Raw genomic sequence first — 23,917 nt, 5'->3', positions numbered from 1 at the left:
TTAATGGCCCTTTCTCTTCTCCACATCACGATGAGATACATGAACACTATACTCTGGTTTCAAATGTTTCCCAAGGTATTCTGTAAGCGTAACAGAACGATGCTGTCCACCTGTACATCCAATTGCAATTACAAGTTGACTTTTGCCTTCTCTTTTATAATGAGGCAGCATGAAAGTAATCAGATCCGTCAACTTCTCTAAAAACTTATGTGTCTCATTAAATTTCAGTACATACGAAGAAACTTCTTCATCTAGTCCTGTTAATGGCTTCATATGTGGAATGTAATATGGATTTGGTAAAAAACGAACATCAAATACTAAATCTGCATCAATTGGAATACCGTACTTAAATCCAAATGACATAACATTTACACGAAATGCTTGCTCAGTTTCTGTTGAGAACAAGTGAACAATTTTTTCACGTAATTCTTTCGGTTTTAAATCCGATGTATCAAGCACAATATTTGCTCGTGCCTTCATATCTGTTAATAAATTGCGCTCTGCTTCGATTCCCTTTAACGGCAAACCAGTTGGTGCAAGTGGATGCGAACGTCTCGTTTCTTTATAACGAGTTACAAGCGTACTATCTTTCGCATCTAAAAATAAAATATGAGGAATAATCCATGTACGTTCTGATAAATCATCAAGTGCTCCCCATAAATGCTCGAAAAACTCGCGGCCACGTAAATCAATACCAAGTGCCACTTTATTCATTTTCCCTTTTGAATCCGCCATAAGCTCAATAAACTTTGGCAATAACATCGGTGGTAAATTATCTACACAAAAATATCCTAAATCTTCAAAACTTTGTAAAGCTACTGTTTTTCCAGCTCCAGACATCCCTGTAATAATTACCATTTTTATATCATTATTCTCTGTCATCGTATCCTCTCCTTGACGGTTTAACTCGGATCTAATCGATATGAAAGCAACTCAAAATCTGGGGTATATACAAATGTACCGTAGATTATGCCATTTCCTTTAATTAAATAATCAATAATGTGATAATCTCCTGGCGCCATTGCTAAATCATCAATTTTATCAAATGTATGCCAACCAATGATGCCTTCTTCGCTCTCTAGTTTGTTTTCTCCTGCAAAATCTGTCGCTAAAAAGGAGAACATCATCCATTCAGAAACAACTTTATCACCTTCTTGGATGACAAAGGTGAAGACCCCCTTTAACGCTGGGTTTTTCAAATAAATACCTGTTTCTTCGCGATATTCGCGAACAACGGAATCTCTTACAGTCTCACCACGCTCCATTTTCCCGCCTGGTGCAACCCACCAATTTCGGCGAGGTTTTTGGAGTAAGAGTACTTCATTATCTCTAATTAACACACAGTTTGTCACTCTTTGCATGTTTCTTCACCTCAGCTACTTGCAGTAAAATTTCTCACTGCATACTTCTTTCATTATACTATCAAAAACAGTTTGCTACAACGAAGGAGCCAGTCCTCTTTCGCTAAGCATACGCTACTCAACAATTTTAAAAAAGCTTTCCATAACAAGCAATGTAAATGCCTAGACTTTTAATGAATAGCATGAAAAATCCCCTTAACGATTTTTATCGCCAAGGGGATTAAAGCCCTTATTTCTTACCGAAATAAGTAACAATCGCAAATCCTAAAATAAAGGTAATAATTGAACTTATAATTGAAAATCCGCCGGTTGGAATACCAGGGAACACAATTACAATCGAACCGATAACTAGTCCAATAATTGCCGCAAATGTCATACTTTTATAACGATCTAATAAAAAACTAATGCCTTTACTACTTACAACAAATCCAACCATAACACCAGCACCGATAACCACGATTAAAGGTAAGTTAAGTGTAGTTAAAGCGTTAATTGCTGTTGGATACACACCAATAATTAATAAAATAAACGATCCACTAATCCCAGGAAGTAGCATAGCCATACTAGCCATCCATCCTGCGAAAAATAAACCAATTGCATTTAAAATTGTTAACGTCGTAATTGGATCTGCTGCCTTATCTGGTTTAAAGAAAGCTGTGATCGCAACAAGAATTGCTGCAACTATTAATAAAACAATGTGCTTACCTTTAAACGACGACTTTGCATCAGCTTCTCTCATTAACATCGGTAATATACTAATAATTAAACCGAGGAAGAAAAATTGAGTCGGTTCATAATGATTTGCAAGTAAATATTTAATAACATGACTTAACGTTAAAAACGCTGCTGCCACACCAGCTGCAAGTGGAATTAAAAACCCTAAATGTTTTTTCCATTCACGACTAAAGAATCCACTAATTGCCGCAAGCAATTGTTCATAAATCCCTAACACAACAGCGATTGTACCGCCGCTCACACCAGGAATTAAATCACTAACGCCCATACAAAATCCACGATATATATTACGCCATTCCATACTGAATAAATTCCTCATTTCTTATAGTGATTTTTTCCGTAAAGTCCAGTATATCAATAAGAAAGCTTATAATCCTTATATTTTTTGACAATACTTTGACATTTTCACACAAAAAAAGAAGAAAGCTCCTGTCGGTAGCTTTCTTCTCACAAGGTATGTTATCCCTTATTTTTCTGATACAGTTTTTAATTCCTCTAATAATTCTTCTACGTAATGTTGTGCACTTTGTGCTGCAATACTACCGTCACCTGTTGCAGTTACAATTTGACGAAGCATTTTTTCACGAACATCACCAGCTGCGAAAATACCAGGAATTTTCGTTTCCATACGTTCGTTCGTTTCAAGGTAACCATTTTCATTTGTAATACCTAGTTCAACAAATGGTTTTGATAATGGTAACATACCGATGTATACGAATACGCCGTCAGTCTTGACTTCTTTCTCTTCTCCACTGTTTACGTCTACAAGTGTTACACTTCCTACTTTACCACTTGCTTCGTTGATTTCTTTTATAGTGTGGTTCCAAATGAAATCTACTTTTTCGTTTTGGAAAGCACGGTCTTGTAAAATTTTCTGTGCACGAAGCGTGTCACGACGGTGAACGATCGTTACTTTTGATGCGAAGCGTGTTAAGAACACACCCTCTTCAACAGCAGAATCTCCACCGCCAATTACGATAAGTTCTTTTCCTTTAAAGAATGCCCCATCACATACTGCACAATATGATACACCACGGCCGCCAAGTTCTGTTTCACCCGGTACACCAATTTTTTTATACTCTGCACCGCTTGCAACGATAATTGCACGTGCTTTATATTCTTTTTTACCAGCAATAATTGTTTTGTATTCTTTACCATCGATGACTTCTTTCACATCACCGTATGCATATTCAGCACCAAATTTCTTCGCATGCTCGAACATTTTATTTGATAAGTCTGGTCCTAAAATAGACTCATAACCTGGGTAGTTTTCTACATCTTCCGTGTTTGCCATTTGGCCACCTGGAATACCACGCTCAAGCATTAATGTGCTTAAATTTGCACGAGATGTATATACTGCAGCTGTCATACCAGCTGGTCCTGCACCAATAATAACGACATCATAAATTTTTTCTTCTGACACACTATTCACTCCTATCCATTCCTACACAATTAAGTTACCCTCATTATACTGTTAGCATCATTTTTTTCCCAATGATTTGCTTATCTTATGTGTGCGTACGCTTAACAGCTTGCACATACTTTCGGACAGTCGCTACAGATACATTATATACATCTCCAAGCTCCGACTGCGTCATTTTATTTCCTTGTTCGCCGCGTACAATGTATTCAATCGCAGCTGACCAGCCGTACACATTTGTAAATATGTCTCCAGATGTATATAAACGTATGAACGTACAAAACCAAAAGTGTAAACACTCTTCAATTAATTCATCATCTTTTTTCGTATAATTGTATAAGGCATCCGCGATTCTCGCGCACTGCTCAAATTGTTGTAAATCAGCTGGAATACTCTTATGACTATTAATTAAAAAGAAGTACTTTGCAAGTTGCGATACGATGGGAACACCGTTCTTCGCTTGCGTTATATCAAAGAAGAATCCAACCTTCTCCGGCGTTGACAATTCATTCATTAAATATAAAGCTAGCATTTGTTCTTCTAGCGTCGCACTTTGCTGAAATGATTTTCGTAATTCTTCAAATAACACGTTTTGTCCTTCATCTGCTAAATTCAGCGCATTCCACGGTTCTTTTCCCTTTTTATCAGGATGCAATTCCACGACATGTTGCCACATTTTTTCAGCTAGTTGCTGATCTTTCACCATATACGCAGAATATGCAAACCAATAATAAAAACTAACGTCTCCTTCGTATCCTTGACGCTTTAATAGTTTGAACCATTTATATGCATGCTCGAAATAACCAATTGTTGCAAGTGTAGTTCCCAGTTTCAAACGATGTTCAAATGAAATCGGATATACCGAAACTAGCTGTCCCGCTAACGCTTCTACTTGTTTATGCTCTCCAATTGAATATAGAAAAATAAGCGTATTACAAAGCGCATGTATATTACCAGGATTTTTCTCTAAAATCATTTCTGTTAACTTCAGTGCTTTGTCTACATTACCCGATTGAAAATGTGCAATGGCTAAATTATTATGACCTGACCAAAATTCCGGATAATCTTTCGTAACAATTTCTAATGTAGCAATTGCTTCTTCCAATTGTCCATTACGAATATAACGATTCGCTTCTTCCTGCATAACAATTAAATCATCTTCATCTTCAATCTCTTCCGCACCCATTGCTTCTTCTTCCATAATCTCAAGAAGTTCTAATGTATCTTCTACGAATTCCTTCTCTTTTGCAACTTCTAAATAACGATCTGCATATTTCTTCGCCTGTTGAAATAACCCCATATATGCATAATTATTTGCAATAAAATAATAGCACTGTTCAAGTTCTGGATTAGATCTAACTAACTTTAAGAAGATTTGGTTCGACTCTTGATATTCACCAGCCTCAGATAATACTGTTGCTAATTGACATAAAATAAACGGCTCCTTCTCACTTTGTGCCGCTCTTCGAAAATATTTAATTGCATCTTGCAATTTTTGCCCTTTGTAAGCTCTCATCCCTTTTTTATAAAAGAAGTCCGCTAATTGATTAAAAGAGATAACTTGTCCGTTCTCCTTATATATCCTTTGATTTTTCCCCATATATCCTCCAGTTTTTTGTTTTCTTCGCTCACACATTCTTCTATCTATAAGTATAAACGATTCCGTAAAAAACAAAACAGTATATTATACTCAATTATTTCCTTTTTATTCATAAAAAAAGAGGAGAAATGTTACATTTTCACCATGAACCTTCTCTTGCGGTCATTTGCTCTTTCGTATAAATAATACGCATTGGATTTCCACCTACGAAAGCACCGCTCGGTACATCTCTATGAACAAGTGTGCCAGCTGAGACAATCGCACCGTCTCCAATTTTCACACCTGGTAATATTGTTACATTCGCTCCAATCATCACTTCATTTCCAATGACGATTTCCCCAAGTCGATATTCACGAATTAAATATTCATGTGCTAAAAGCGTTGTGTTATAGCCAATAATCGAATTCTCTCCCACAGTTATCTTTTCCGGGAACATAATATCCGGCATTACCATAAGCGCAAATGATGTTTTCTTTCCTACTTTCATCCGTAAAAAAGTGCGGTACAACCAATTCTTCACAGATAAAACTGGCGTGTAACGCGCAATTTGGATAATAATAAAGTTTTTCATTACCTTCCAAAAAGACACTGTTTTATACACATTCCATAATGAATTTTCTCCTGAAACAGGATAGCGCGTTGTCCGTCGCACTTAGCTCGCTCCTCTACTAACTTACTTGGACCTTTATGAACGGTTCATATTAGACAAAATCGGTAGCAAATCGCTCATTTTATCTAGCATAAAGTCCGGCTTGTAAGCTTCTAAATACGCTCTACCTTTCAACGTCCATGAAACCGCAGCTGTTTTCGTCCCCGCATTTTGACCACCGACAATATCATGATGATTATCTCCAACCATCAATGCCTCTTCTGGTTTTGCATCTAATAATTCAAGCGCTTTTTGAAGTGGCTCTGGATGTGGTTTCACATGCTCTACATCATCAATTGTCACGACAACATCAAAAAATTCATCAAGCTTTGACAACTGTAATCCCATCTCAACGGTTTGTCTCGCTTTCGTTGTAACAATACCAACTTTATAACCTTGCTTCTTCAACTCTCGAACTGTTTCATATACAGTTTCATATTCTTCTACTAATTCATCATGATGATCATGGTTAAATTCGCGATAACTTGTAATCATCTCTTCAACCTTACTTTCATCAATCTTACTGAAAGTATCATGCAAAGATGGACCGATAAATGGCAACACATCTTCACGCTTATATTGATTTGGATAATACGTATTTAAAGTATGTAAAAAAGAAGAAATAATAAGTTCGTTTGTATTAATTAAAGTTCCATCTAAATCAAATAACACTGTATTTATTCTCATTGCCTTAGTCCTTTCGCCTTCCTGAATATGAAAGAAGCAGCATCTTATAATAAGATGCTACTTTTCTCTAATTTTCCGAATATCTTTTATCAGCTTGCCCCATTTTTCGTCTCACAATAATGAAAATAATAGAAATAACAACAAGTCCAATTGACATTACTTGTGCAATACGAAGTGGTCCTAGCATTAAACTATCTGTACGTAAGCCTTCTACGAAGAAGCGTCCTACTGAATACCAAATTAAATATGTGAAGAATAATTCCCCGCGGCGTAAATTCACTTTTCTTAATGCAAGTAGTAAAATTACACCTGCAAAATTCCATAATGATTCATATAAAAACGTCGGATGATAGTACACACCCTCAATATACATTTGATTAATAATGAAATCTGGTAAATGAAGACCTTCTAAAAACTGTCTCGTTACTTCATCACCATGCGCCTCTTGGTTCATAAAGTTTCCCCATCGGCCAATTGCTTGTCCTAATAAAATACTTGGTGCAGCAATATCCGCCAACTTCCAGAATGAAACCCCGCGTCGCTTTGCAAAAAGAATCCCTGTAATAACCGCTCCGATTAAACCACCATGAATCGCCAAGCCACCTTGACGAATATTAATAATTTGACTCGGGTTTTGCGCGTAATATTCCCATTCAAAAATAACATAGTACATTCTCGCAAATAGAATAGCGATCGGTACTGCAATTAATACAAGGTCAACAAATGTATCTTTTGGAATACCTAGCCTTTCTCCCTCGCGAGTTGCTAGCCAAAGACCTAATAGCACCCCTGTACCGATAATAATCCCGTACCAATAAACAGGAAACGGCCCAAGTTGGACAGCTACGCGGTCAAGCTGCGGTACAGAACCTAACAGCATATGTATGACCTCCCTCTCCAATGTTTACTCCTGATTCCCTAACTCAATCGCACTCATTAATCGTTCTGAGAACTGCTGTGCTGCATTGACTCCCATACGCTTTAAACGGAAGTTCATCGCTGCTACTTCAATAATAACAGCCAAGTTTCGACCAGGACGAACTGGAAGTGTAATCTTCGTAAGTTCTGTATCAATAATTTTCATCTTCTCTTCATCAAGACCTAAGCGATCATAGTTTTTCTTTTGATCCCAAATTTCAAGATTAATAACAAGTGTAATACGCTTATAATTTCGCACTGCCCCTGCACCGAATAACGTCATAACGTTAATGATACCTAGACCACGAATTTCTAATAAATGCTCAATTAAATCTGGTGAGCTTCCTACTAATGTGTCTTCATCTTCTTGGCGAATTTCTACACTATCATCCGCAACAAGGCGGTGACCACGCTTCACAAGTTCAAGAGCTGTCTCACTTTTACCAACACCACTTTGACCTGTAATTAAAACACCAACACCGTAAATATCTACTAATACACCATGAACAGCAGTTGTTGGTGCTAGCTTACCTTCTAAATAATTAGTTAAACGACTTGATAATCTCGTTGTCGTTTGAGAAGAACGTAATAAAGGCATGCCTGATTCACGTGATGCTTGTAATAACTCATCTGGTACATCTTGATTACGAGTTATAATAATACATGGCGTCTCCTCGGTACAAAGCGCTTTCATTCTCTCTTGTTTTTGCTCTGTTGTTAACGTATCAAAGAACGTAAGCTCCGTTTTTCCAAGAAGCTGCACGCGATCAGCTGGATAATATGTAAAGAATCCTGCCATTTCAATTCCAGGTCGTGATAAATCACTTGTATCAATCGGACGATGAATTCCTTCCTCACCACTTATTAACTCCAATTGAAATTGTTCAATTAAATCTTTTGTCCTTACTTTTGGCATATGTATAAACCTCCACTCCGCTGCGGGTTCAGTCTCGTTTGATGTAAAATTCCATTCTACCGGATATTGTACCATTTTTTTCTGGAAACAAGAAATACGGTTTCTAATAAATAGAAAAAAACATTTCATACGAATAATGAAATGTTTTTCTTTTTGTCATTTTCTCTTTTTTTCATATAGAGGTTCCACAATTGCCTTCTCAATAATCATATTAAAAATTGAAATACAAATTGCCGCAACAATCGCTACACCAAATCCTGATATATTAAAAGCATCTCCTAATAACGAATCTGCTATTTTTAACGTAATCGCATTAATAACAATTAAGAAGAAGCCGAAAGTTACAACAGTAATTGGTAGCGTAATTAAAATTAAAAACGGCTTTACGAACACATTTAAAACCGCCAATATAATACTCGCAATAATTGCAGTTTGTATATTTGCTACGTAAAATGCATCTGGTGCAATCCCTTTTAAAAGCCCCGATACAGCGATTAACACAACGCTATTTACAAGAAGTGATACAATCCATCTCATTTCGTTACACATCCTTTTAAACATATATATTTCATCATACGCTAATAGATAATAAACGCAAGTATGATACAAACACTTATATCAACTTATTCTATCTTTCATGCTTGTATACCTACTAACATACTTACCAGTTTTTCCTCGTAAAATAAAAACCGAGCGTCATTTCCACTCGGTTTTCATCAATAAACTTATTGCGATAACTCTACTTCTTTTATTTTCTCTTTCATTCTTGCTTTATCACGATTTAAAATCTCTTTTAAATACTTACCAGTATACGAGCGCTCTTCTTTTACTACTTGCTCTGGCGTTCCCGAAGCGACAATTTGTCCACCTTTGTCCCCGCCTTCTGGTCCAAGGTCAACAATATAATCAGCTGTTTTAATCACATCTAAATTATGTTCAATTACAAGTACCGTCTCACCACTCTCAACAAGACGTTGCAGCACTTCTAGAAGACGTGCAATATCATGCGCATGCAACCCAGTCGTTGGCTCATCTAAAATATATAACGTACGCCCTGTAGAACGACGGTGTAATTCAGAAGCTAATTTTACACGCTGTGCTTCCCCACCAGATAATGTTGTTGCTGGTTGACCTAATTTCATATAACCAAGCCCAACATCTACAAGCGTTTGAAGTTTACGCTTAATTTTAGGAATATTGGCGAAGAATTCTACTCCATCTTCAATTGTCATCCCTAACACTTCAGAAATATTCTTATCTTTATATTTCACTTCTAACGTTTCACGATTATATCGTTTACCGTGACAGACTTCACACGGAACATACACATCTGGTAAGAAATGCATTTCGATTTTAATAATTCCATCACCACGGCACGCTTCACAACGGCCACCTTTTACGTTAAAGCTGAAACGTCCTTTTTGATATCCGCGTACTTTAGCTTCGTTCGTTTGTGCAAACACATCACGAATATCATCGAATACACCTGTGTACGTCGCTGGATTAGAACGTGGTGTACGACCAATTGGCGATTGATCAATATCAATTACTTTATCTAAATGTTCAAGACCTTTAATCTCTTTATGAATACCTGGCTTCGCTTTCGCTTTATATAACTTTTGCGCTAACGATTTATATAGTACTTCATTAATCATCGTACTTTTACCTGATCCAGATACACCTGTTACCGCTACAAACGTACCGAGTGGGAATGACATTTTTGCATTCTTTAAGTTATTCTCTTTTGCGCCGACAATCTCCACTTTACGTCCGTCACCTTTACGTCTTTCAAGTGGAACTGGAATAAACTCTTTACCGCTTAAATATTTTCCTGTTAACGAATTATCATCTTGCATCACTTCAGCTGGTGTCCCTGCCGATACAACTTGCCCACCGTGAATACCTGCACCTGGTCCGATATCAAGTAAATAATCAGCAGCCATCATCGTATCTTCATCATGCTCAACAACGATTAATGTATTACCTAAATCGCGCATTTCTTGCAATGTACGAATAAGACGATCGTTATCGCGCTGGTGTAAACCAATTGAAGGCTCATCAAGAATATAAAGTACGCCAGTTAGACGAGAACCAATTTGCGTCGCTAAGCGAATACGCTGCGCCTCACCACCTGATAACGTACCAGCCGCACGACTTAGCGTTAAATAATCTAAACCAACGTTCACTAAGAATCCAACGCGCTCCTGAATTTCTCTTAAAATTAAATGAGCTATTTTTTGTTGCTTCTCCGTTAGCTCTACATTCGAGAAAAATTCTTGTACTTCTTGAACTGAATACTTCGTTACGTCAGCAATCGTTTTATCACCAACAAAAACAGCTAAGCTTTCAGGTTTTAAGCGGCCGCCTTTACACTTCGGACAAGCTTGTTCTGCCATATACTTTTCCATTTGCTCACGAATGTAATCAGAACTCGTTTCACGATAACGACGTTCAATGTTTGGAATAACACCTTCAAATAAAATCTCATTTTCCTTTACTTGACCGAATTCATTTACATAGCGGAAATAAACCTTCTCTTCCCCGCTTCCGTACAACACTTTATCAAATAAATCTTTCGGTATATCTTTCACAGGCATATCCATATCAACGCCGTAGTGATTACATACAGATTGTAAAAGTTGTGGATAGTATTGTGAACTTGTCGGCTCCCAAGGTGCAATCGCATGTTCATTTAATGATAAATCCCAGTTCGGGATAACAAGCTCTAAATCTACCTCTAGCTTTGAACCAAGTCCATCACAAGAAGGACATGCTCCAAACGGACTGTTGAATGAGAACATACGCGGCTCTAATTCTCCGATTGAAAAACCACAATGCGGACAAGCATGATGTTCACTAAATAGAAGTTCCTCTTCTCCCATTACATCGATTAACACTCGGCCTCCGCCAAGCTTTAATGCACTTTCAAGTGAATCAGCAAGACGGCTTGCGATTCCTTCTTTTACAACAATCCGGTCAATTACAACTTCAATAGAATGCTTCTTATTTTTATCTAACGTAATCTCTTCAGACACATCAAGCATTTCACCATCAACACGTACACGAACATATCCTTGCTTCTTAATATCTTCAAGTACTTTCACATGTGCACCTTTACGCCCAGAAACGATAGGAGCTAACACTTGTAATTTCGTACGTTCAGGATATTCAAGAACACGGTCTACCATCTGCTCTACTGTTTGTGATGTAATTTCAATCCCATGATTTGGACAAATTGGCGTACCAATTCGCGCAAATAATAAACGTAAATAATCATAAATCTCCGTTACCGTTCCGACAGTTGAACGTGGATTACGACTCGTCGTTTTTTGATCGATTGAAATCGCTGGTGACAATCCTTCAATCGTATCTACATCCGGCTTATCCATTTGTCCTAAAAACTGGCGCGCATACGCAGATAACGATTCTACGTATCTGCGCTGCCCTTCTGCATAAATCGTATCAAATGCTAATGATGATTTCCCCGAACCAGACAATCCCGTTACAACGACAAGCTGATTTCTCGGAATGGTTACATCAATATTTTTTAAGTTATGTGCTCTAGCACCTTTTACAACGATAAAATCCTTGCTCTTACTCACTCTTTTCACCCTTCCGCTTTTAATTCTAATAGTAAATCTCTTAGTTCAGCTGCACGCTCGAAGTCTAACGCTTTTGCTGCTTCTTTCATCTCTGCTTCCATCTTCGCAATTGTCTTTTCACGCTCTTTTTTCGTCATTTTCTTAGCAGGAGTTGCTTCGTATGTTTCTGTCTCTTCAGCAGTTGTCGTTGCACGGATTACATCACGTACGCCTTTTTGAATCGTTTTCGGCGTAATACCATGCTCTTTATTGTAGGCTTCTTGTATAGTACGACGACGCTGCGTTTCTTCAATTGCAATTCCCATGGATCTTGTTATACGATCTGCGTACATAATAACGCGGCCGTTTTCATTACGCGCGGCACGACCAATTGTTTGAATTAATGAGCGCTCTGAACGTAAGAACCCTTCCTTATCAGCATCTAAAATCGCTACAAGTGATACTTCTGGAATATCTAATCCTTCTCGTAATAAGTTAATACCGACCAGTACATCAAACTTACCGAGGCGAAGATCGCGGATAATTTCAATACGTTCTAACGTTTTAATTTCAGAGTGAAGATAGTTCACTTTAATTCCTACATCTTTTAAGTAGTCCGTTAAATCCTCTGACATTTTCTTCGTTAAAGTCGTAATTAATACACGTTCATTTTTTGCAATACGATCTTGAATCTCTCCTAATAAATCGTCAATTTGCCCTTCAATAGGTCGTATATCGATTGGTGGATCTAAAAGCCCTGTTGGACGAATAATTTGTTCTATTACTTCTGGTGACTGCTCTAACTCGTACGGTCCTGGAGTCGCCGAAACGTAAATAACTTGATTTGTTTTCTCCTCAAACTCATCAAACATGAGCGGTCTATTATCTAAAGCTGACGGCAGACGGAATCCATGATCCACAAGCACTTGCTTACGTGCTTGGTCCCCGTTATACATCGCTCTTACTTGTGGCACTGATACGTGCGACTCATCCATAACAATTAAGAAATCTTCCGGGAAATAGTCCAATAATGTATACGGTGTTGCACCCGCTGGACGAAGTGTTAAATGACGGGAATAGTTTTCAATCCCTGAACAAAAGCCCATCTCGCGCATCATTTCTAAATCATAACGTGTACGTTGCTCTATACGCTGTGCTTCTAGCAACTTACCGTTATCATTTAATTCCTTTAAACGCTCTTCTAATTCTTTTTCGATATTTTCAATAGCGACCTTCATTTTCTCTTCACGTGTAACGAAGTGAGATGCTGGGAAGATTGCTACATGATCACGTTCTGCTAATACTTCACCTGTTAACGCATTTACTTCACGAATACGATCAATTTCATCGCCGAAAAATTCAATCCGAATACAATGCTCATCAAGTGATGCTGGGAAGATTTCAACTACATCTCCGCGCACACGGAATGTACCACGCTTGAAATCAATATCATTACGTCCATACTGTACATCAACAAGTTCACGAAGCAATTGATTGCGGTCCTTCTCCATACCAACTCGAAGTGACACAACTAACTCGCGGTATTCTTCAGGAGAACCTAAACCATATATACACGATACACTCGCAACGATAATTACATCGTCCCGTTCAAATAATGCAGACGTTGCCGAGTGACGCAATTTATCAATTTCATCATTAATCTGCGCGTCCTTTTCAATAAACGTATCTGTTTGTGGTACATACGCTTCTGGCTGATAATAATCGTAGTAACTAACAAAATATTCAACTGCATTATTCGGGAAAAAGTCTTTTAGCTCACTATATAACTGTCCTGCTAATGTTTTATTGTGAGCCATGACAAGTGTTGGCTTTTGCACTTCTTTAATGACATTTGAAATCGTAAATGTCTTACCCGTTCCTGTCGCTCCAAGCAACACTTGCTTTTTCTTTCCACTATTAATTCCCTCTACAAGCTTCTCTATAGCTACCGGCTGATCACCTTGCGGGGAATACGCTGATATAATTTCAAATTGATGTTCCAAGTATAATCCGACCTCCTCATAAAAATCTGTATTATTATTTTACCACGAATGCCTATAAAAAACCTAAAAAAACGAACAGATATTCGGTAAAGTTTTCGACAATATACACATAGAAAAAGGAAGGAGTAAATACTTCCTTCCTCTACTAATTCTATTTTTGAGGTACATATACTAAGTCATATCCATTGCGCCCAGCTTCATTCATACAATCTATTAACCGATAAGTACTTTCTAATTCACGCTGCTCTTTAACAATCCTTTTACAGCTATCTTTATGTAACCCTTTATGGTCACCAGCAAACTTGTCTTGTCTACTATCTAACACATAAAGTATATCTTTCCCGCTATGCTCTAACGTTTGAAAAACCGGGTCACCTTCATCGGTATACTGTACAATTCTTATTTTATCAGCTTTCCCTTGATCAACGTTCATAACGAACTGTTCGAATTTATCTAGATTGGAAGTTCCTGCTCCCTTTACAATGACATCGTTCTTCTTATCAATTGTAGTGTTAGATGGTGCACATGCTACTAAACTAAAGAGAAATAGACATATAAAGCTGGTTCTTTTTTCTATTGTCATCCTCTCCTATAAAAATTATTTGTATACCCAAAAGCTACTTTCAACTATGAAAGTAGCTTTTCTTTTCCTTTCTCCTTCTTCGGAAAAACCACATATGAAAATGAAATCGCTGTATCAACTAAAAATATAATTGCCCACACTTGGCTCACGCGACTTGCAGCTTTATTTAAAACGATTCCCGATTCTAACCAATTACCCCATTGTTCAAATGGAATAAATCCATACGCGAAGAAAAAGAATATGTGCACACCAACGAATAAAACAAGATGTAATACCCAATTTTTTATTTCCTGCTTTGCATAGGCCATACCTGTTAATTCTACCTGTTCTTCAATAATAGGCGCCGGTTCATTACGCCATTTCGCAACTAGCTTTTGCGCAAATATATCAAGCTTCTTCAAATCCTTTTTCCCGTAGAAAACTGCATACAATAAAATAATTACAGTAATGATTTGAAAATTAGAGAACTTTCCTGTTTGATAATAGTCCACTGCCCCTAATGTTAAAATAAACACTTCATTTACGAGGAGTACAATCCCCATAATAAAGCTCGCCTTCTTCAAACGGAATCCGTAACGGAGTAAAAAGAAACCGATAGCCGATAACCAAAATACAATCTCTGCTCCAATTAAAAAATACCAACGATATTCTGCGAGTATGCTCATTTATCCTTCTCCCTTTCATCATAAATACGAAAAGCTTCATCCATATATAATAAAAACTCTTCTTCAATTGGATACATGCTCATTTTCTGTGAATCTTCCTTTGATTTTCTAACCTCCCATAACTTATCTAAAAACGCTTCGTCACCATTAGCCATTTCTAAACACTTCTGCATTAATCTCTTCATTACCCTTTGTACCTCATCATTAGCGGCTTCTTTACCCTCTTTCATAAAAATACGTAATTGCTTTAATAAATCTACCCATTCTAAAACATTCGGATCTTCTTCACTCATATTTGGCAAATTATGAAGCAACTTTTGTTCTTCCTTTGAAAATACTTCATTTTGAAATATTTCACGTATACGAGGAGACTGTTTTGAAAGCTGAATAAGTTCAAACATAACTTTCCAATCAAGTTCTCCCTCTACATCTACCGAATAAACAACCGCTTGTAAAACACGCTCCATTCGATTGAACTTCTTTTGCTCTTCTTGTACAAATCGAAGTTGGTTTTCAAGTGATTTTTTCAAATCCAGCTCACCTTTTACTAACATATTCGCAACTTCTTTTAATGAAAATCCCATTTCTTTTAAAAATAAAATTTGTTGCAAACGAATAACGTCATTTTCACTATATAACCGATGTCCACCCTCTGTTTTTCCGCTCGGCTTTAATAAATCTATTTGATCATAATAACGTAGTGTACGTACTGTAACCCCTGTTTCTCTCGTCAATTCTTGTATTGAAATCACTACCATCACCTCTTCCCTTTCATTATAAAAGATGACGTTACGTAACTTTCAAGCGTTTTGTAAAAAAAATACAAAAAGCTGTTTATACAAAGTGTATAAACAGCTTTTATGGAAATAACCCCTTTTGTATGGCGCGCCCACAAAATAAAATAAGTGCTCCAACAACAACACTCGTTGCCGTTTTATGATAATGGGCTAATAATAATAAATAATACGATAAGCCTACAGTACCAATCATAATACAAATACTCGGCACTGGATTACGAGAAAAATTTTGCATTCCCCAAAGAAGCGCAAATATAGCTGTAGCGACACATAACACCGGTAATCCCATCCCAGTTCCCCTTTTTCTATCTATTATTCCTTGTTGCTAACACGCTCGTTGATGCGATACTAATTAATAAATCAAAACCAATCCTTATATATTTAAACGTTTACTCTAATTGAAATCTCTCAAGCTTATCATTTATTTTCTTTCTCCTTACTCCAGCGTAAAGATTTCCTCCACCTTCACTCCAAAATATTTGGCGATTTTTAAAGATAACTCTAGACTCGGATTGTAATGATGATTTTCAATCGCCACTATCGTCTGCCGCGTCACTTGCATCGCCCTTGCCATTTCAACTTGCGTTATATGATTTTGCTTTCTTAACTCTTTTATTTTATTTTTCACACCCATAGGATCCACCTTCAAAAGTAAAGATATCTTTACTTAAATTATAAATATTTTCCAGTTATAAGTAAAGATATCTTTACAAATTTTAGAAAAATGTTTCATTGAACATCTACTCTAACAAAGTACAAGAGTAATTCAATTTATATCAGCGATTTTTCAAATATATTGACATCCGTAGCGCTACTATAATCATAAGAAAAAGCTGTCCCCAAATACCTTCGGGAACAGCTTTCTCCTCTACTACATAAATCCTAACGCATATACAAGAACGTATCCAAGAACCGATAAGCAAACCGAGCCAATCAGCCCTGCCACGAATGCTTTGCTTCCTAATTTACGGAACGTTTTAAACTCTACATTTAAACCGAGCCCCGCCATCGCCATTGCGATTAGCATATAAGCAATGACAACAATGTATCCCGCAACAACTTCTGGAATAATCCCAAGCGAATGCACTGCACTCATTGCTAAAAATCCGAAGATGAACCACGGAATTGGAAGGTCGCGCCACGATTTTTTTTCCTTGCTTCCTTCACTCTTTCCAAACCATAATCCAATTAAAATTGCTACTGGTACGAGCATTGCAACGCGCGTTAGCTTCACGATAACTGCGATGTCTACAGCCGTGCTTCCTCCTGGCGCCGCAGCCGCAATTACGTGAGCAATTTCATGCAGTGTCGCCCCTGAGAACACTCCATATCCGTATGGAGATAGGCCAAGCACTGGATATAATAACGTACAAATAAGCGTAAATATTGTACCTAAAATTGCGATGATCGCCGCTCCAACTGCTGTTTCGTCATCTTTTGCTTTCACTTGCGGTGCAATTGCCACGACCGCGGCCGCGCCGCAAATTGCCGTACCGCATGCTGTTAAAATCCCAAGTTTCTTTTCTACTTTAAATACTTTCGTTAGTCCGTATACAACGAAAATAGTAAATGTAATAACAACCGCCGCGATGACCAATACTTTCGGTCCCGCCTTCGCAATATCAACAAGATTTAATCGCATTCCAAGTAAGATGATCCCAAAGCGCAGTAACTTCTTACTCGCAAAGTTCGTTCCTGCAATCGCATCATGAGGAACTCCAATTGCAGCGCGCCAAACCATCCCAATTAGAATAGCAATTACTAATTGTCCCATAATATTTAAAAATGGAAGCTCTGCTAAATATTTCGCGGCAATTGCGATTAATAATGTAATCCCAATTCCTTGCGAAAATCCAAAGCCCTTCTTCTTTTGTATAACAAGTGTTTGTTCCACTTTGTACCACCCCAATAATCGTATTGGAACATGCATGTTCTTTCTACTTACATTATAAGAGAGTTTCTATAATAAGTTTAATACCAATACCAAATCTCTATCATCAGAAATACTTATGATAAGATGAAAGAAAAACGAAAGGAGCTTTGCAAATGAACGTAGACATTTTAAAAATTTTTGTTACTGTCGTTGAACAGAAACATTTCTCCCGTGCAGCGGAATTATTAAATCTTTCACAGCCTGGCGTAAGTATGCATATACGCAACTTAGAAAACGAATTTGGAACTACACTCATTCAGCGATCTCCGAAACATGTCCAAGTCACGGAAGCTGGAAATATATTATATATACATGCAAAGCAAATGCTCTCTCTTTACGAAGATGCTAAGCAAGAAATTAATGAACTACATAACGTTGTAACAGGAACACTTCGCATCGGTGCTAGTTTTACAATTGGCGAATACTTACTTCCAAAAATACTCGCTAACTATGCGAATGAAAATCCACGCGTCGAAGTGCATACCTTTATCTCAAATACAGAAGAAGTTTTGCAAAGCCTTCGCTCTAATCAAATTGATATCGGCTTAGTGGAAGGACAAGTCGTATACGCTGACGTTGACGTTGAAACGTTTATGCAAGATGAAATGAAGCTCGTCGTTCCGCCAAATCATCCATTGCTCCGCACAAATGAAATAAATGAAAGCACACTCCAAGATCAAGTATGGGTACTAAGAGAAAGTGGTTCTGGTACACGAGCTTATAGTGACCGCTTTATTCATCAACACCATTTAAAAATGAAACGATTCTTTACATTCAGTAGTATCCAAAGCGTAAAGGAAGCTGTTAGTGCCGGTCTTGGCATCGCTATACTTTCTGATTGGACTGTACGGAAAGAGCTACTAGCAAGAGAACTATTCCACGTCGAGGTTCCAAATGAACAACTAATCCGTCCGTTCTCCATCGTGCGCGGCAAATATTTCATTCCATCTAAAGCCATTCAAGTGTTCTTAAATCATGTAAATTCTTTTGCGAAAAAACAGCATTGACCTTCACATTAGTGTGAAGGTTTACAATACATGTAAAAGGAGTGAAACACATTGCGAATTGGAGAATTATCAAAAGAAACTGGCGTTAGTGAAAGATCACTAAGACATTACGAAGAAAAGGGATTACTCCCTTCTAAGCGCCTTGCAAATGGCTACCGTGATTTTGATGAAAGTGCCGTCGAAAAAGTGGAGCTTATTCAAATGTACTTACAAATTGGCTTAAATTTAGAAGAGACAGCAAGGATGCTGCGCTGCCTTGAAATTGAACCGCACCTGTACGACAATCCTTGCAGCAGTATCCTTACGCTTTACGAAGATAAACTCAATGAAGTAACAAAACAAATCACATTACTTTCCAACATCCAAACGAATTTGCAAAAACACGTTTCACTCCTAAAACAAGCAAAAGAAAAGGGATGATTACATGTTTGTTATACATGGCAGTTCAAGACAAAACGGAAATACGGAAGCTTTAACACATATGATGATTGATGGAATTGAAACAGAACAAATTTATTTACGTGATTACACAGTCTATCCTATTACAGACCAACGTCATGATGCAGAAGGATTCCAACCTGTAAATGATGACTATAAGCAGTTAATCAAACGCATGCTAGAGCACGACACGATTATCTTTGCTACGCCATTATATTGGTACGGAATGAGTGGACATATGAAAAACTTTGTTGATCGCTGGTCACAAAGCTTGCGCGATACATCTCTTCATTTCAAAGAAAAAATGAAAGGCAAAAAAATGTATGTTGTCATCGTTGGCGGAGACAATCCAAAGCTAAAAGCATTACCGCTTATTGCTCAATTCCAATATATCTTTGATTTTGTTGGTTCATCATTTGAAGGATATATCATTGGGGATGCGAATGGATTAGATGAAATCAAAAACGATGCAGAGGCGCTGGCAAAAGCACAAATTTATAATATCGAATTCAAAAATAGCAAATAGAAATAAGTTTGACAAACTATTTAGACTTAGCAACGCAAGAAGAATTAGAAACCATGTTACAAGAATATCCTGGCACAATACTTTTTATTAGCCATGACCGTGTCTTTATTCGCTCTGTTGCAGACCATATTCTCCAAGTAGATGAGAGTGAACCAAGAATCTTCCACGGTAATTACGAGCAATATACAAAAAGAACCACCGGAGATTCTGTCAACGTTACTGAACAAGAATTGTTACGATTACAAACAAAATTAACAGAAATCATCGGCCGAATTTCCATACCAAATCATCACGATGACATCACATCTCTCGAACGAGAATACGAAACATTATTAGTTCAAATACGGAAATGTAAAGAAGCGCTCTAATGTCTTCCCTATATATCGACGGGGCCTTACACATTTCCCAAGAAATATTGAAACTTCGACATATAAAGTAAAAAGCCGTGCATCAGCACGGCTTTTTATTTTATATTCGGACGGCAGTCCCGCTCACAGCAACCATTAGCATCCCTTCGCGAACGACTTCGTAGTCCACGTCAATACCAACAATGGCATTCGCATTTTTTTGTCTTGCGAAAGTTTTCATCTCTTCCATTGCAATGTCGCGTGCTTCTTTTAATTTACTTTCATAAGCACCCGCACGACCGCCGACAACGTCACGGACAGAAGCGAAGAGGTCACGAACAATATTCGCACCCATAATCGCTTCTCCATTGACGATATCGATATACTCAATAATTTCTTTTCCTTGAATTGTAGACGTTGTTGTTACAATCATACTTTATAGCCTCCCATATGAGATTTTCACCTACTTATGGTGCACTAATTCAGTACAAATTATATTTACGAACTAAACTGAGCTTCGTATAACCTACTGTACCCTCCGCCTCGCTCAATTAATTCATCATGTGAACCTTGTTCTGCAATACCGTCTTTATTTACAACGACGATTCGATCTGCATTTTTAATCGTTGCAAGTCTGTGAGCAATAACTAACGTTGTACGACCAGCTGCTAATTCAGCAAGTGATTTTTGAATTGCAAGTTCCGTCTCAGTATCTAGTGCGGAAGTAGCTTCATCTAGTATTAAAATTGGCGGGTTTTTCAAGAACATACGAGCAATTGCTAGACGCTGCTTCTGTCCACCAGAAAGTTTTACACCACGCTCACCAATAACAGTATCTAAACCGTCTGGTTGTGAGTAAATTAAGTCTTCTAACTGCGCACGTTTTACTGCCTGCCAAATTTCAGCTTCTGACGCCTTTAAGTTCCCGTAAGCAATATTTTCACGAATTGTTCCTGAGAATAAGAACACATCTTGCTGCACAATTCCAATTTGCTTACGAAGTGAAGATAATGTCATATCTTTCGTATCAATACCATCAATTTGAATTGATCCAGATGATTGCTCATAAAAACGTGGTAATAGGCTACATAACGTCGTTTTCCCTGCTCCTGATGGTCCAACGAACGCAACCGTTTCACCTGCATGTATGTTCAAACTAATGTCATTTAAAATCGGTTCTTTATTTTCATATCCGAACGTAATGTTGTTATATTGAATATCACCATGTACCTGCTTAACTTCCATTGCATCTTTAGAGTCTACAATGTCAGGCTCTGTTTCAAGAAGCTCTACATACCTTTTAAAACCAGCGATTCCTTTCGGATAGCTTTCGATTACCGCGTTAATTTTTTCAATTGGACGGAAGAAAATATTCGTTAATAGAACGAATCCGATAAATCCACCGTACGTTAATTCTCCTTGCAGAACAAACCATGTGCCGCATATTAATACGAAGAGCGTTACGAGACGCATGAGCATATAACTAATCGACGAATTTAACGCCATAATTTTATACGCCATTAATTTCGTTGTACGGAAACGAGCGTTGTTGACAGCAAATTGCTCTTTCTCAAACTTTTCATTTCCGAATGCTTGTACAACGCGAATACCACCAACGTTGTTCTCAATACATGCATTGAAATCAGCAACATCTGAGAATAAACGTCTGAACGTACCTGTCATTTTTTTATTGAAGTAAAGCGCCAACCATAATAAGAATGGAATGACGAAGAACGTTAATAGCGCTAACTTCCAGTTAATCATCATCATAAATGAGAATGCCCCAACTAAAGTCATAATAGCGATAAACAAATCTTCTGGTCCATGGTGAGCAATTTCCCCAATTTCCATTAAATCGTTTGTAAGACGCGAAATTAAATGACCTGTTTTATTATTATCAAAAAATCTGAATGATAGCTTTTGAATATGATCAAATAATTTCTGCCTCATATCTGTTTCAATGTTAACCCCAAGCATATGTCCCCAATATGTAACAACATATTGCAGGCCTGCATTTAACATATAAACTGCAAATAAACCGAAACACGCCCATAAAATAAGCGTCCAGTTTTGCCCTGGCAATAACTTATCAATAAATTGGTTTACGATAAGCGGAAAGCCAAGTTCCAGTAATCCTGCGATAACTGCACAAGAAAAGTCGAGTATAAATAAACCTTTATACGGTCTATAGTAAGAAAAAAATTTACGTAGCATATCTTCCCTCCATTTTCCAAAATCCAAAAGACTCCCTAAATGATAACCATTATCAAATAATTATTCAAGTTATCCGTCTATGAAACTGAAAATAAGCTTTGCGATAGTTGTCGTGTTTTGCCGGAAAGTCGATATATTCGAATAACCGCTGATATATTTCCAAAATCGCCGATATATTTTAAGTTGCGCTGATATATTCGGAAAATCGCCGATATAAATTTCATTTACTAACTACCCTTCCCCCCAAAAAAACAAAAAAGGTATCACCGCAAGGTGATACCTCTCCTTCTATTACATCGCTTCCGAATCCCACTCATGCTCCTGTTCAACGAATACAATACCTAATTCGTGATGTCCACCAGCATATAATGCAGTTTGTGCAAGACGAAGCTCACCATTTGTATCTAATACTTCTAATTTACAAAATGCTCCTGTCGTCTTCGTTTGAAGCGCATCATAAAATTCCTCGGCGCTTTTTGGAATGACTCCATTTACTTTCGTAATAATTTCTCCAGGCAGTAATTTTAGCTCTGCTCCAATTGTATTTGGAATTGTATCTAGTACAACGAGCCCATCATTGCGTGCAGCAAAATACGCTGGTCTTGTTTCATCGGCAATTTTCTCTTGCATCGAAATTGTGAAACGCCCAAGCATCGCGACTCCCATCGCGATAATTGCAAGTACGTGCCACCAGTAACTTGCGATTCCTAAAACGAGCACAAGTCCTGCTAATCCATAAACACGTCTTCCTGTAAATAATAAAGCTTCCGTCGGCTCATAACTTTTAATCTTTCTCATAAACCCAATTAAAAATGGAACGAGGAATAGAGAATATGTATTTGAACCTATTGAAACGACAGGCCACCATGAAATAAACTGCGTTACCGCATCACCCGGTACAAGAATAAAAATAGGAACGATCCATAAACGCTTTGATTCGTGTAAACCAATCTTTAGCCCACGCTTCCCCTTCCTAATCTTCGGTGTAGAGTATCCTACTGCGTTTTTAGAAATCAATAAGCCTTCTACAATAAGCATAACGCCCAGTAAAATAGCAAGGGATACGATGGTACTCTCTTCACCTTCTCGAAGCTGTAAGAAGGAAACTGGTAGCTTAGAAGATAATAGAACACATACAATCGCAATGCTAAATGTATAAGCTGCCGATAAATATCGATACATAGCCGTTAATCCAAATAGTAATGTCCAAATTAAAATGGCCCATAAGCTTGCTTTAGAAACAACAAGTCCAAGCCCAATCGTAATAATAGATACTACTAATCCGTATCCAATCCCTGCAAATAGAGAGGTTCGCAGTTCAAACCAAATATCATAAACTTTAAAAGAAAAATCTTTTCGTTCTCTTAACATACGTAAGTATCCAACGAAGATACTACTTATTACAAATATATAGACAGCAGGGTGTAAGAAAAAACGTCCAACTGCCCGCATTATTTCAAAAATCCACGCCTCCACGAACTCATTCACCACCATTTATATCATTCTTTCTTTTTATATTATCACAACTAAACAAACG

Annotated in this window: 25 protein-coding genes; 4 read left to right on the top strand and 21 right to left on the bottom strand. The window is 37.5% G+C overall.

The features are described 5' to 3' along the window. The 18 genes from rapZ to ACS2FK_RS10780 all read right to left on the bottom strand — a co-directional run bounded on the left by rapZ (position 1) and on the right by ACS2FK_RS10780 (position 17,809). Positions 1–882 (bottom strand): RNase adapter RapZ, encoded by an 882-nt coding sequence (gene rapZ / locus ACS2FK_RS10865; protein ID WP_000138459.1) that lies wholly within the window; start codon positions 880–882, stop codon positions 1–3. Positions 883–902: 20 nt separating this feature from the next. After that, the gene (locus ACS2FK_RS10860) at positions 903–1,361 is read right to left on the bottom strand and encodes an NUDIX hydrolase (protein ID WP_001190080.1); all 459 of its coding nucleotides are present in this window, start codon (positions 1,359–1,361) and stop codon (positions 903–905) included. A gap of 229 nt (positions 1,362–1,590) precedes the next feature. Further along, positions 1,591–2,397 carry a DUF368 domain-containing protein gene (locus ACS2FK_RS10855; RefSeq protein ID WP_000455196.1) on the bottom strand — a complete coding sequence of 269 codons (807 nt, stop codon included), beginning with the start codon at positions 2,395–2,397 and terminating at the stop codon, positions 1,591–1,593. A 165-nt stretch (positions 2,398–2,562) separates the two neighbouring features. Continuing rightward, positions 2,563–3,519: a thioredoxin-disulfide reductase gene (trxB, locus tag ACS2FK_RS10850; protein WP_001288078.1), complete on the bottom strand. Its 957-nt coding sequence runs from the start codon at positions 3,517–3,519 to the stop codon at positions 2,563–2,565. 85 nt (positions 3,520–3,604) lie between these two features. Continuing rightward, the gene (locus ACS2FK_RS10845) at positions 3,605–5,116 is read right to left on the bottom strand and encodes a tetratricopeptide repeat protein (RefSeq protein WP_063549023.1); all 1,512 of its coding nucleotides are present in this window, start codon (positions 5,114–5,116) and stop codon (positions 3,605–3,607) included. Between the two features lie 139 nt (positions 5,117–5,255). Next, positions 5,256–5,768 carry an acyltransferase gene (locus tag ACS2FK_RS10840; RefSeq protein ID WP_001255077.1) on the bottom strand — a complete coding sequence of 171 codons (513 nt, stop codon included), beginning with the start codon at positions 5,766–5,768 and terminating at the stop codon, positions 5,256–5,258. Positions 5,769–5,801: 33 nt separating this feature from the next. Beyond that, positions 5,802–6,452: a pyrophosphatase PpaX gene (gene ppaX / locus ACS2FK_RS10835; protein ID WP_001222403.1), complete on the bottom strand. Its 651-nt coding sequence runs from the start codon at positions 6,450–6,452 to the stop codon at positions 5,802–5,804. Between the two features lie 67 nt (positions 6,453–6,519). Continuing rightward, positions 6,520–7,332: a prolipoprotein diacylglyceryl transferase gene (lgt, locus tag ACS2FK_RS10830; RefSeq protein ID WP_000924240.1), complete on the bottom strand. Its 813-nt coding sequence runs from the start codon at positions 7,330–7,332 to the stop codon at positions 6,520–6,522. Positions 7,333–7,356: 24 nt separating this feature from the next. After that, a complete protein-coding gene (hprK, locus tag ACS2FK_RS10825) occupies positions 7,357–8,286 on the bottom strand; it encodes an HPr(Ser) kinase/phosphatase (protein WP_001127251.1) in 930 nt (309 codons plus the stop codon). Positions 8,287–8,442: 156 nt separating this feature from the next. Beyond that, a complete protein-coding gene (locus ACS2FK_RS10820) occupies positions 8,443–8,823 on the bottom strand; it encodes a phage holin family protein (protein ID WP_001267308.1) in 381 nt (126 codons plus the stop codon). 188 nt (positions 8,824–9,011) lie between these two features. Next, a complete protein-coding gene (gene uvrA, locus ACS2FK_RS10815; RefSeq protein ID WP_063549025.1) occupies positions 9,012–11,888 on the bottom strand; it encodes an excinuclease ABC subunit UvrA in 2,877 nt (958 codons plus the stop codon). 5 nt (positions 11,889–11,893) lie between these two features. Beyond that, complete coding sequence (gene uvrB, locus ACS2FK_RS10810; RefSeq protein WP_000400989.1) at positions 11,894–13,870, bottom strand: excinuclease ABC subunit B; 1,977 nt, start codon at positions 13,868–13,870, stop codon at positions 11,894–11,896. 151 nt (positions 13,871–14,021) lie between these two features. Then, a complete protein-coding gene (locus ACS2FK_RS10805; RefSeq protein ID WP_063549027.1) occupies positions 14,022–14,453 on the bottom strand; it encodes a DUF4362 domain-containing protein in 432 nt (143 codons plus the stop codon). A gap of 44 nt (positions 14,454–14,497) precedes the next feature. After that, positions 14,498–15,118, bottom strand: coding sequence for a hypothetical protein (locus ACS2FK_RS10800; RefSeq protein WP_000025200.1), 621 nt, complete (start codon positions 15,116–15,118; stop codon positions 14,498–14,500). Then, positions 15,115–15,876 (bottom strand): MerR family transcriptional regulator, encoded by a 762-nt coding sequence (locus ACS2FK_RS10795; protein WP_063549029.1) that lies wholly within the window; start codon positions 15,874–15,876, stop codon positions 15,115–15,117. Before ACS2FK_RS10795 ends, ACS2FK_RS10800 begins: the two co-directional genes overlap by 4 nt. A 100-nt stretch (positions 15,877–15,976) precedes the next feature. After that, positions 15,977–16,204 (bottom strand): hypothetical protein, encoded by a 228-nt coding sequence (locus ACS2FK_RS10790; RefSeq protein WP_000524131.1) that lies wholly within the window; start codon positions 16,202–16,204, stop codon positions 15,977–15,979. 147 nt (positions 16,205–16,351) lie between these two features. Beyond that, positions 16,352–16,549 (bottom strand): helix-turn-helix transcriptional regulator, encoded by a 198-nt coding sequence (locus ACS2FK_RS10785; protein ID WP_063549031.1) that lies wholly within the window; start codon positions 16,547–16,549, stop codon positions 16,352–16,354. A 237-nt stretch (positions 16,550–16,786) separates the two neighbouring features. Further along, positions 16,787–17,809 (bottom strand): YeiH family protein, encoded by a 1,023-nt coding sequence (locus tag ACS2FK_RS10780; RefSeq protein ID WP_063549033.1) that lies wholly within the window; start codon positions 17,807–17,809, stop codon positions 16,787–16,789. A gap of 152 nt (positions 17,810–17,961) precedes the next feature. Here ACS2FK_RS10780 and ACS2FK_RS10775 point away from each other — a divergent pair, with 152 nt between their 5' ends. Genes ACS2FK_RS10775 through ACS2FK_RS10760 form a run of 4 tightly spaced genes read left to right on the top strand, consistent with a single transcriptional unit; the run spans position 17,962 to position 20,187 of the window. Then, the gene (locus tag ACS2FK_RS10775; protein WP_063549035.1) at positions 17,962–18,855 is read left to right on the top strand and encodes a LysR family transcriptional regulator; all 894 of its coding nucleotides are present in this window, start codon (positions 17,962–17,964) and stop codon (positions 18,853–18,855) included. Positions 18,856–18,906: 51 nt separating this feature from the next. After that, a complete protein-coding gene (locus ACS2FK_RS10770) occupies positions 18,907–19,275 on the top strand; it encodes a MerR family transcriptional regulator (RefSeq protein WP_001219212.1) in 369 nt (122 codons plus the stop codon). Positions 19,276–19,279: 4 nt separating this feature from the next. Beyond that, entirely contained in the window at positions 19,280–19,819 is a 540-nt protein-coding gene (locus tag ACS2FK_RS10765; protein WP_063549037.1) for a flavodoxin family protein, read from the top strand. Positions 19,820–19,827: 8 nt separating this feature from the next. Continuing rightward, entirely contained in the window at positions 19,828–20,187 is a 360-nt protein-coding gene (locus tag ACS2FK_RS10760) for a hypothetical protein (RefSeq protein ID WP_063549039.1), read from the top strand. Positions 20,188–20,287: 100 nt separating this feature from the next. Here the strand turns inward: ACS2FK_RS10760 and ACS2FK_RS10755 are convergent, their stop codons facing one another. From ACS2FK_RS10755 to ACS2FK_RS10745, 3 genes are all read right to left on the bottom strand, one after another. Continuing rightward, positions 20,288–20,599 (bottom strand): heavy metal-binding domain-containing protein, encoded by a 312-nt coding sequence (locus ACS2FK_RS10755; RefSeq protein ID WP_000637523.1) that lies wholly within the window; start codon positions 20,597–20,599, stop codon positions 20,288–20,290. A gap of 65 nt (positions 20,600–20,664) precedes the next feature. Beyond that, positions 20,665–22,380, bottom strand: coding sequence for an ABC transporter ATP-binding protein (locus ACS2FK_RS10750; RefSeq protein WP_063549041.1), 1,716 nt, complete (start codon positions 22,378–22,380; stop codon positions 20,665–20,667). Between the two features lie 291 nt (positions 22,381–22,671). Continuing rightward, the gene (locus ACS2FK_RS10745) at positions 22,672–23,874 is read right to left on the bottom strand and encodes a PDZ domain-containing protein (protein WP_063549043.1); all 1,203 of its coding nucleotides are present in this window, start codon (positions 23,872–23,874) and stop codon (positions 22,672–22,674) included. Positions 23,875–23,917 lie beyond the last annotated feature (43 nt).

This window comes from Bacillus cereus group sp. BceL220, from assembly GCF_051776965.1.
GTDB classification, from domain to species: domain Bacteria; phylum Bacillota; class Bacilli; order Bacillales; family Bacillaceae_G; genus Bacillus_A; species Bacillus_A cereus.
The sequence above is the reverse complement of the archived record's forward strand: the minus strand, read 5'-3'. Positions and strand labels throughout refer to the sequence as shown.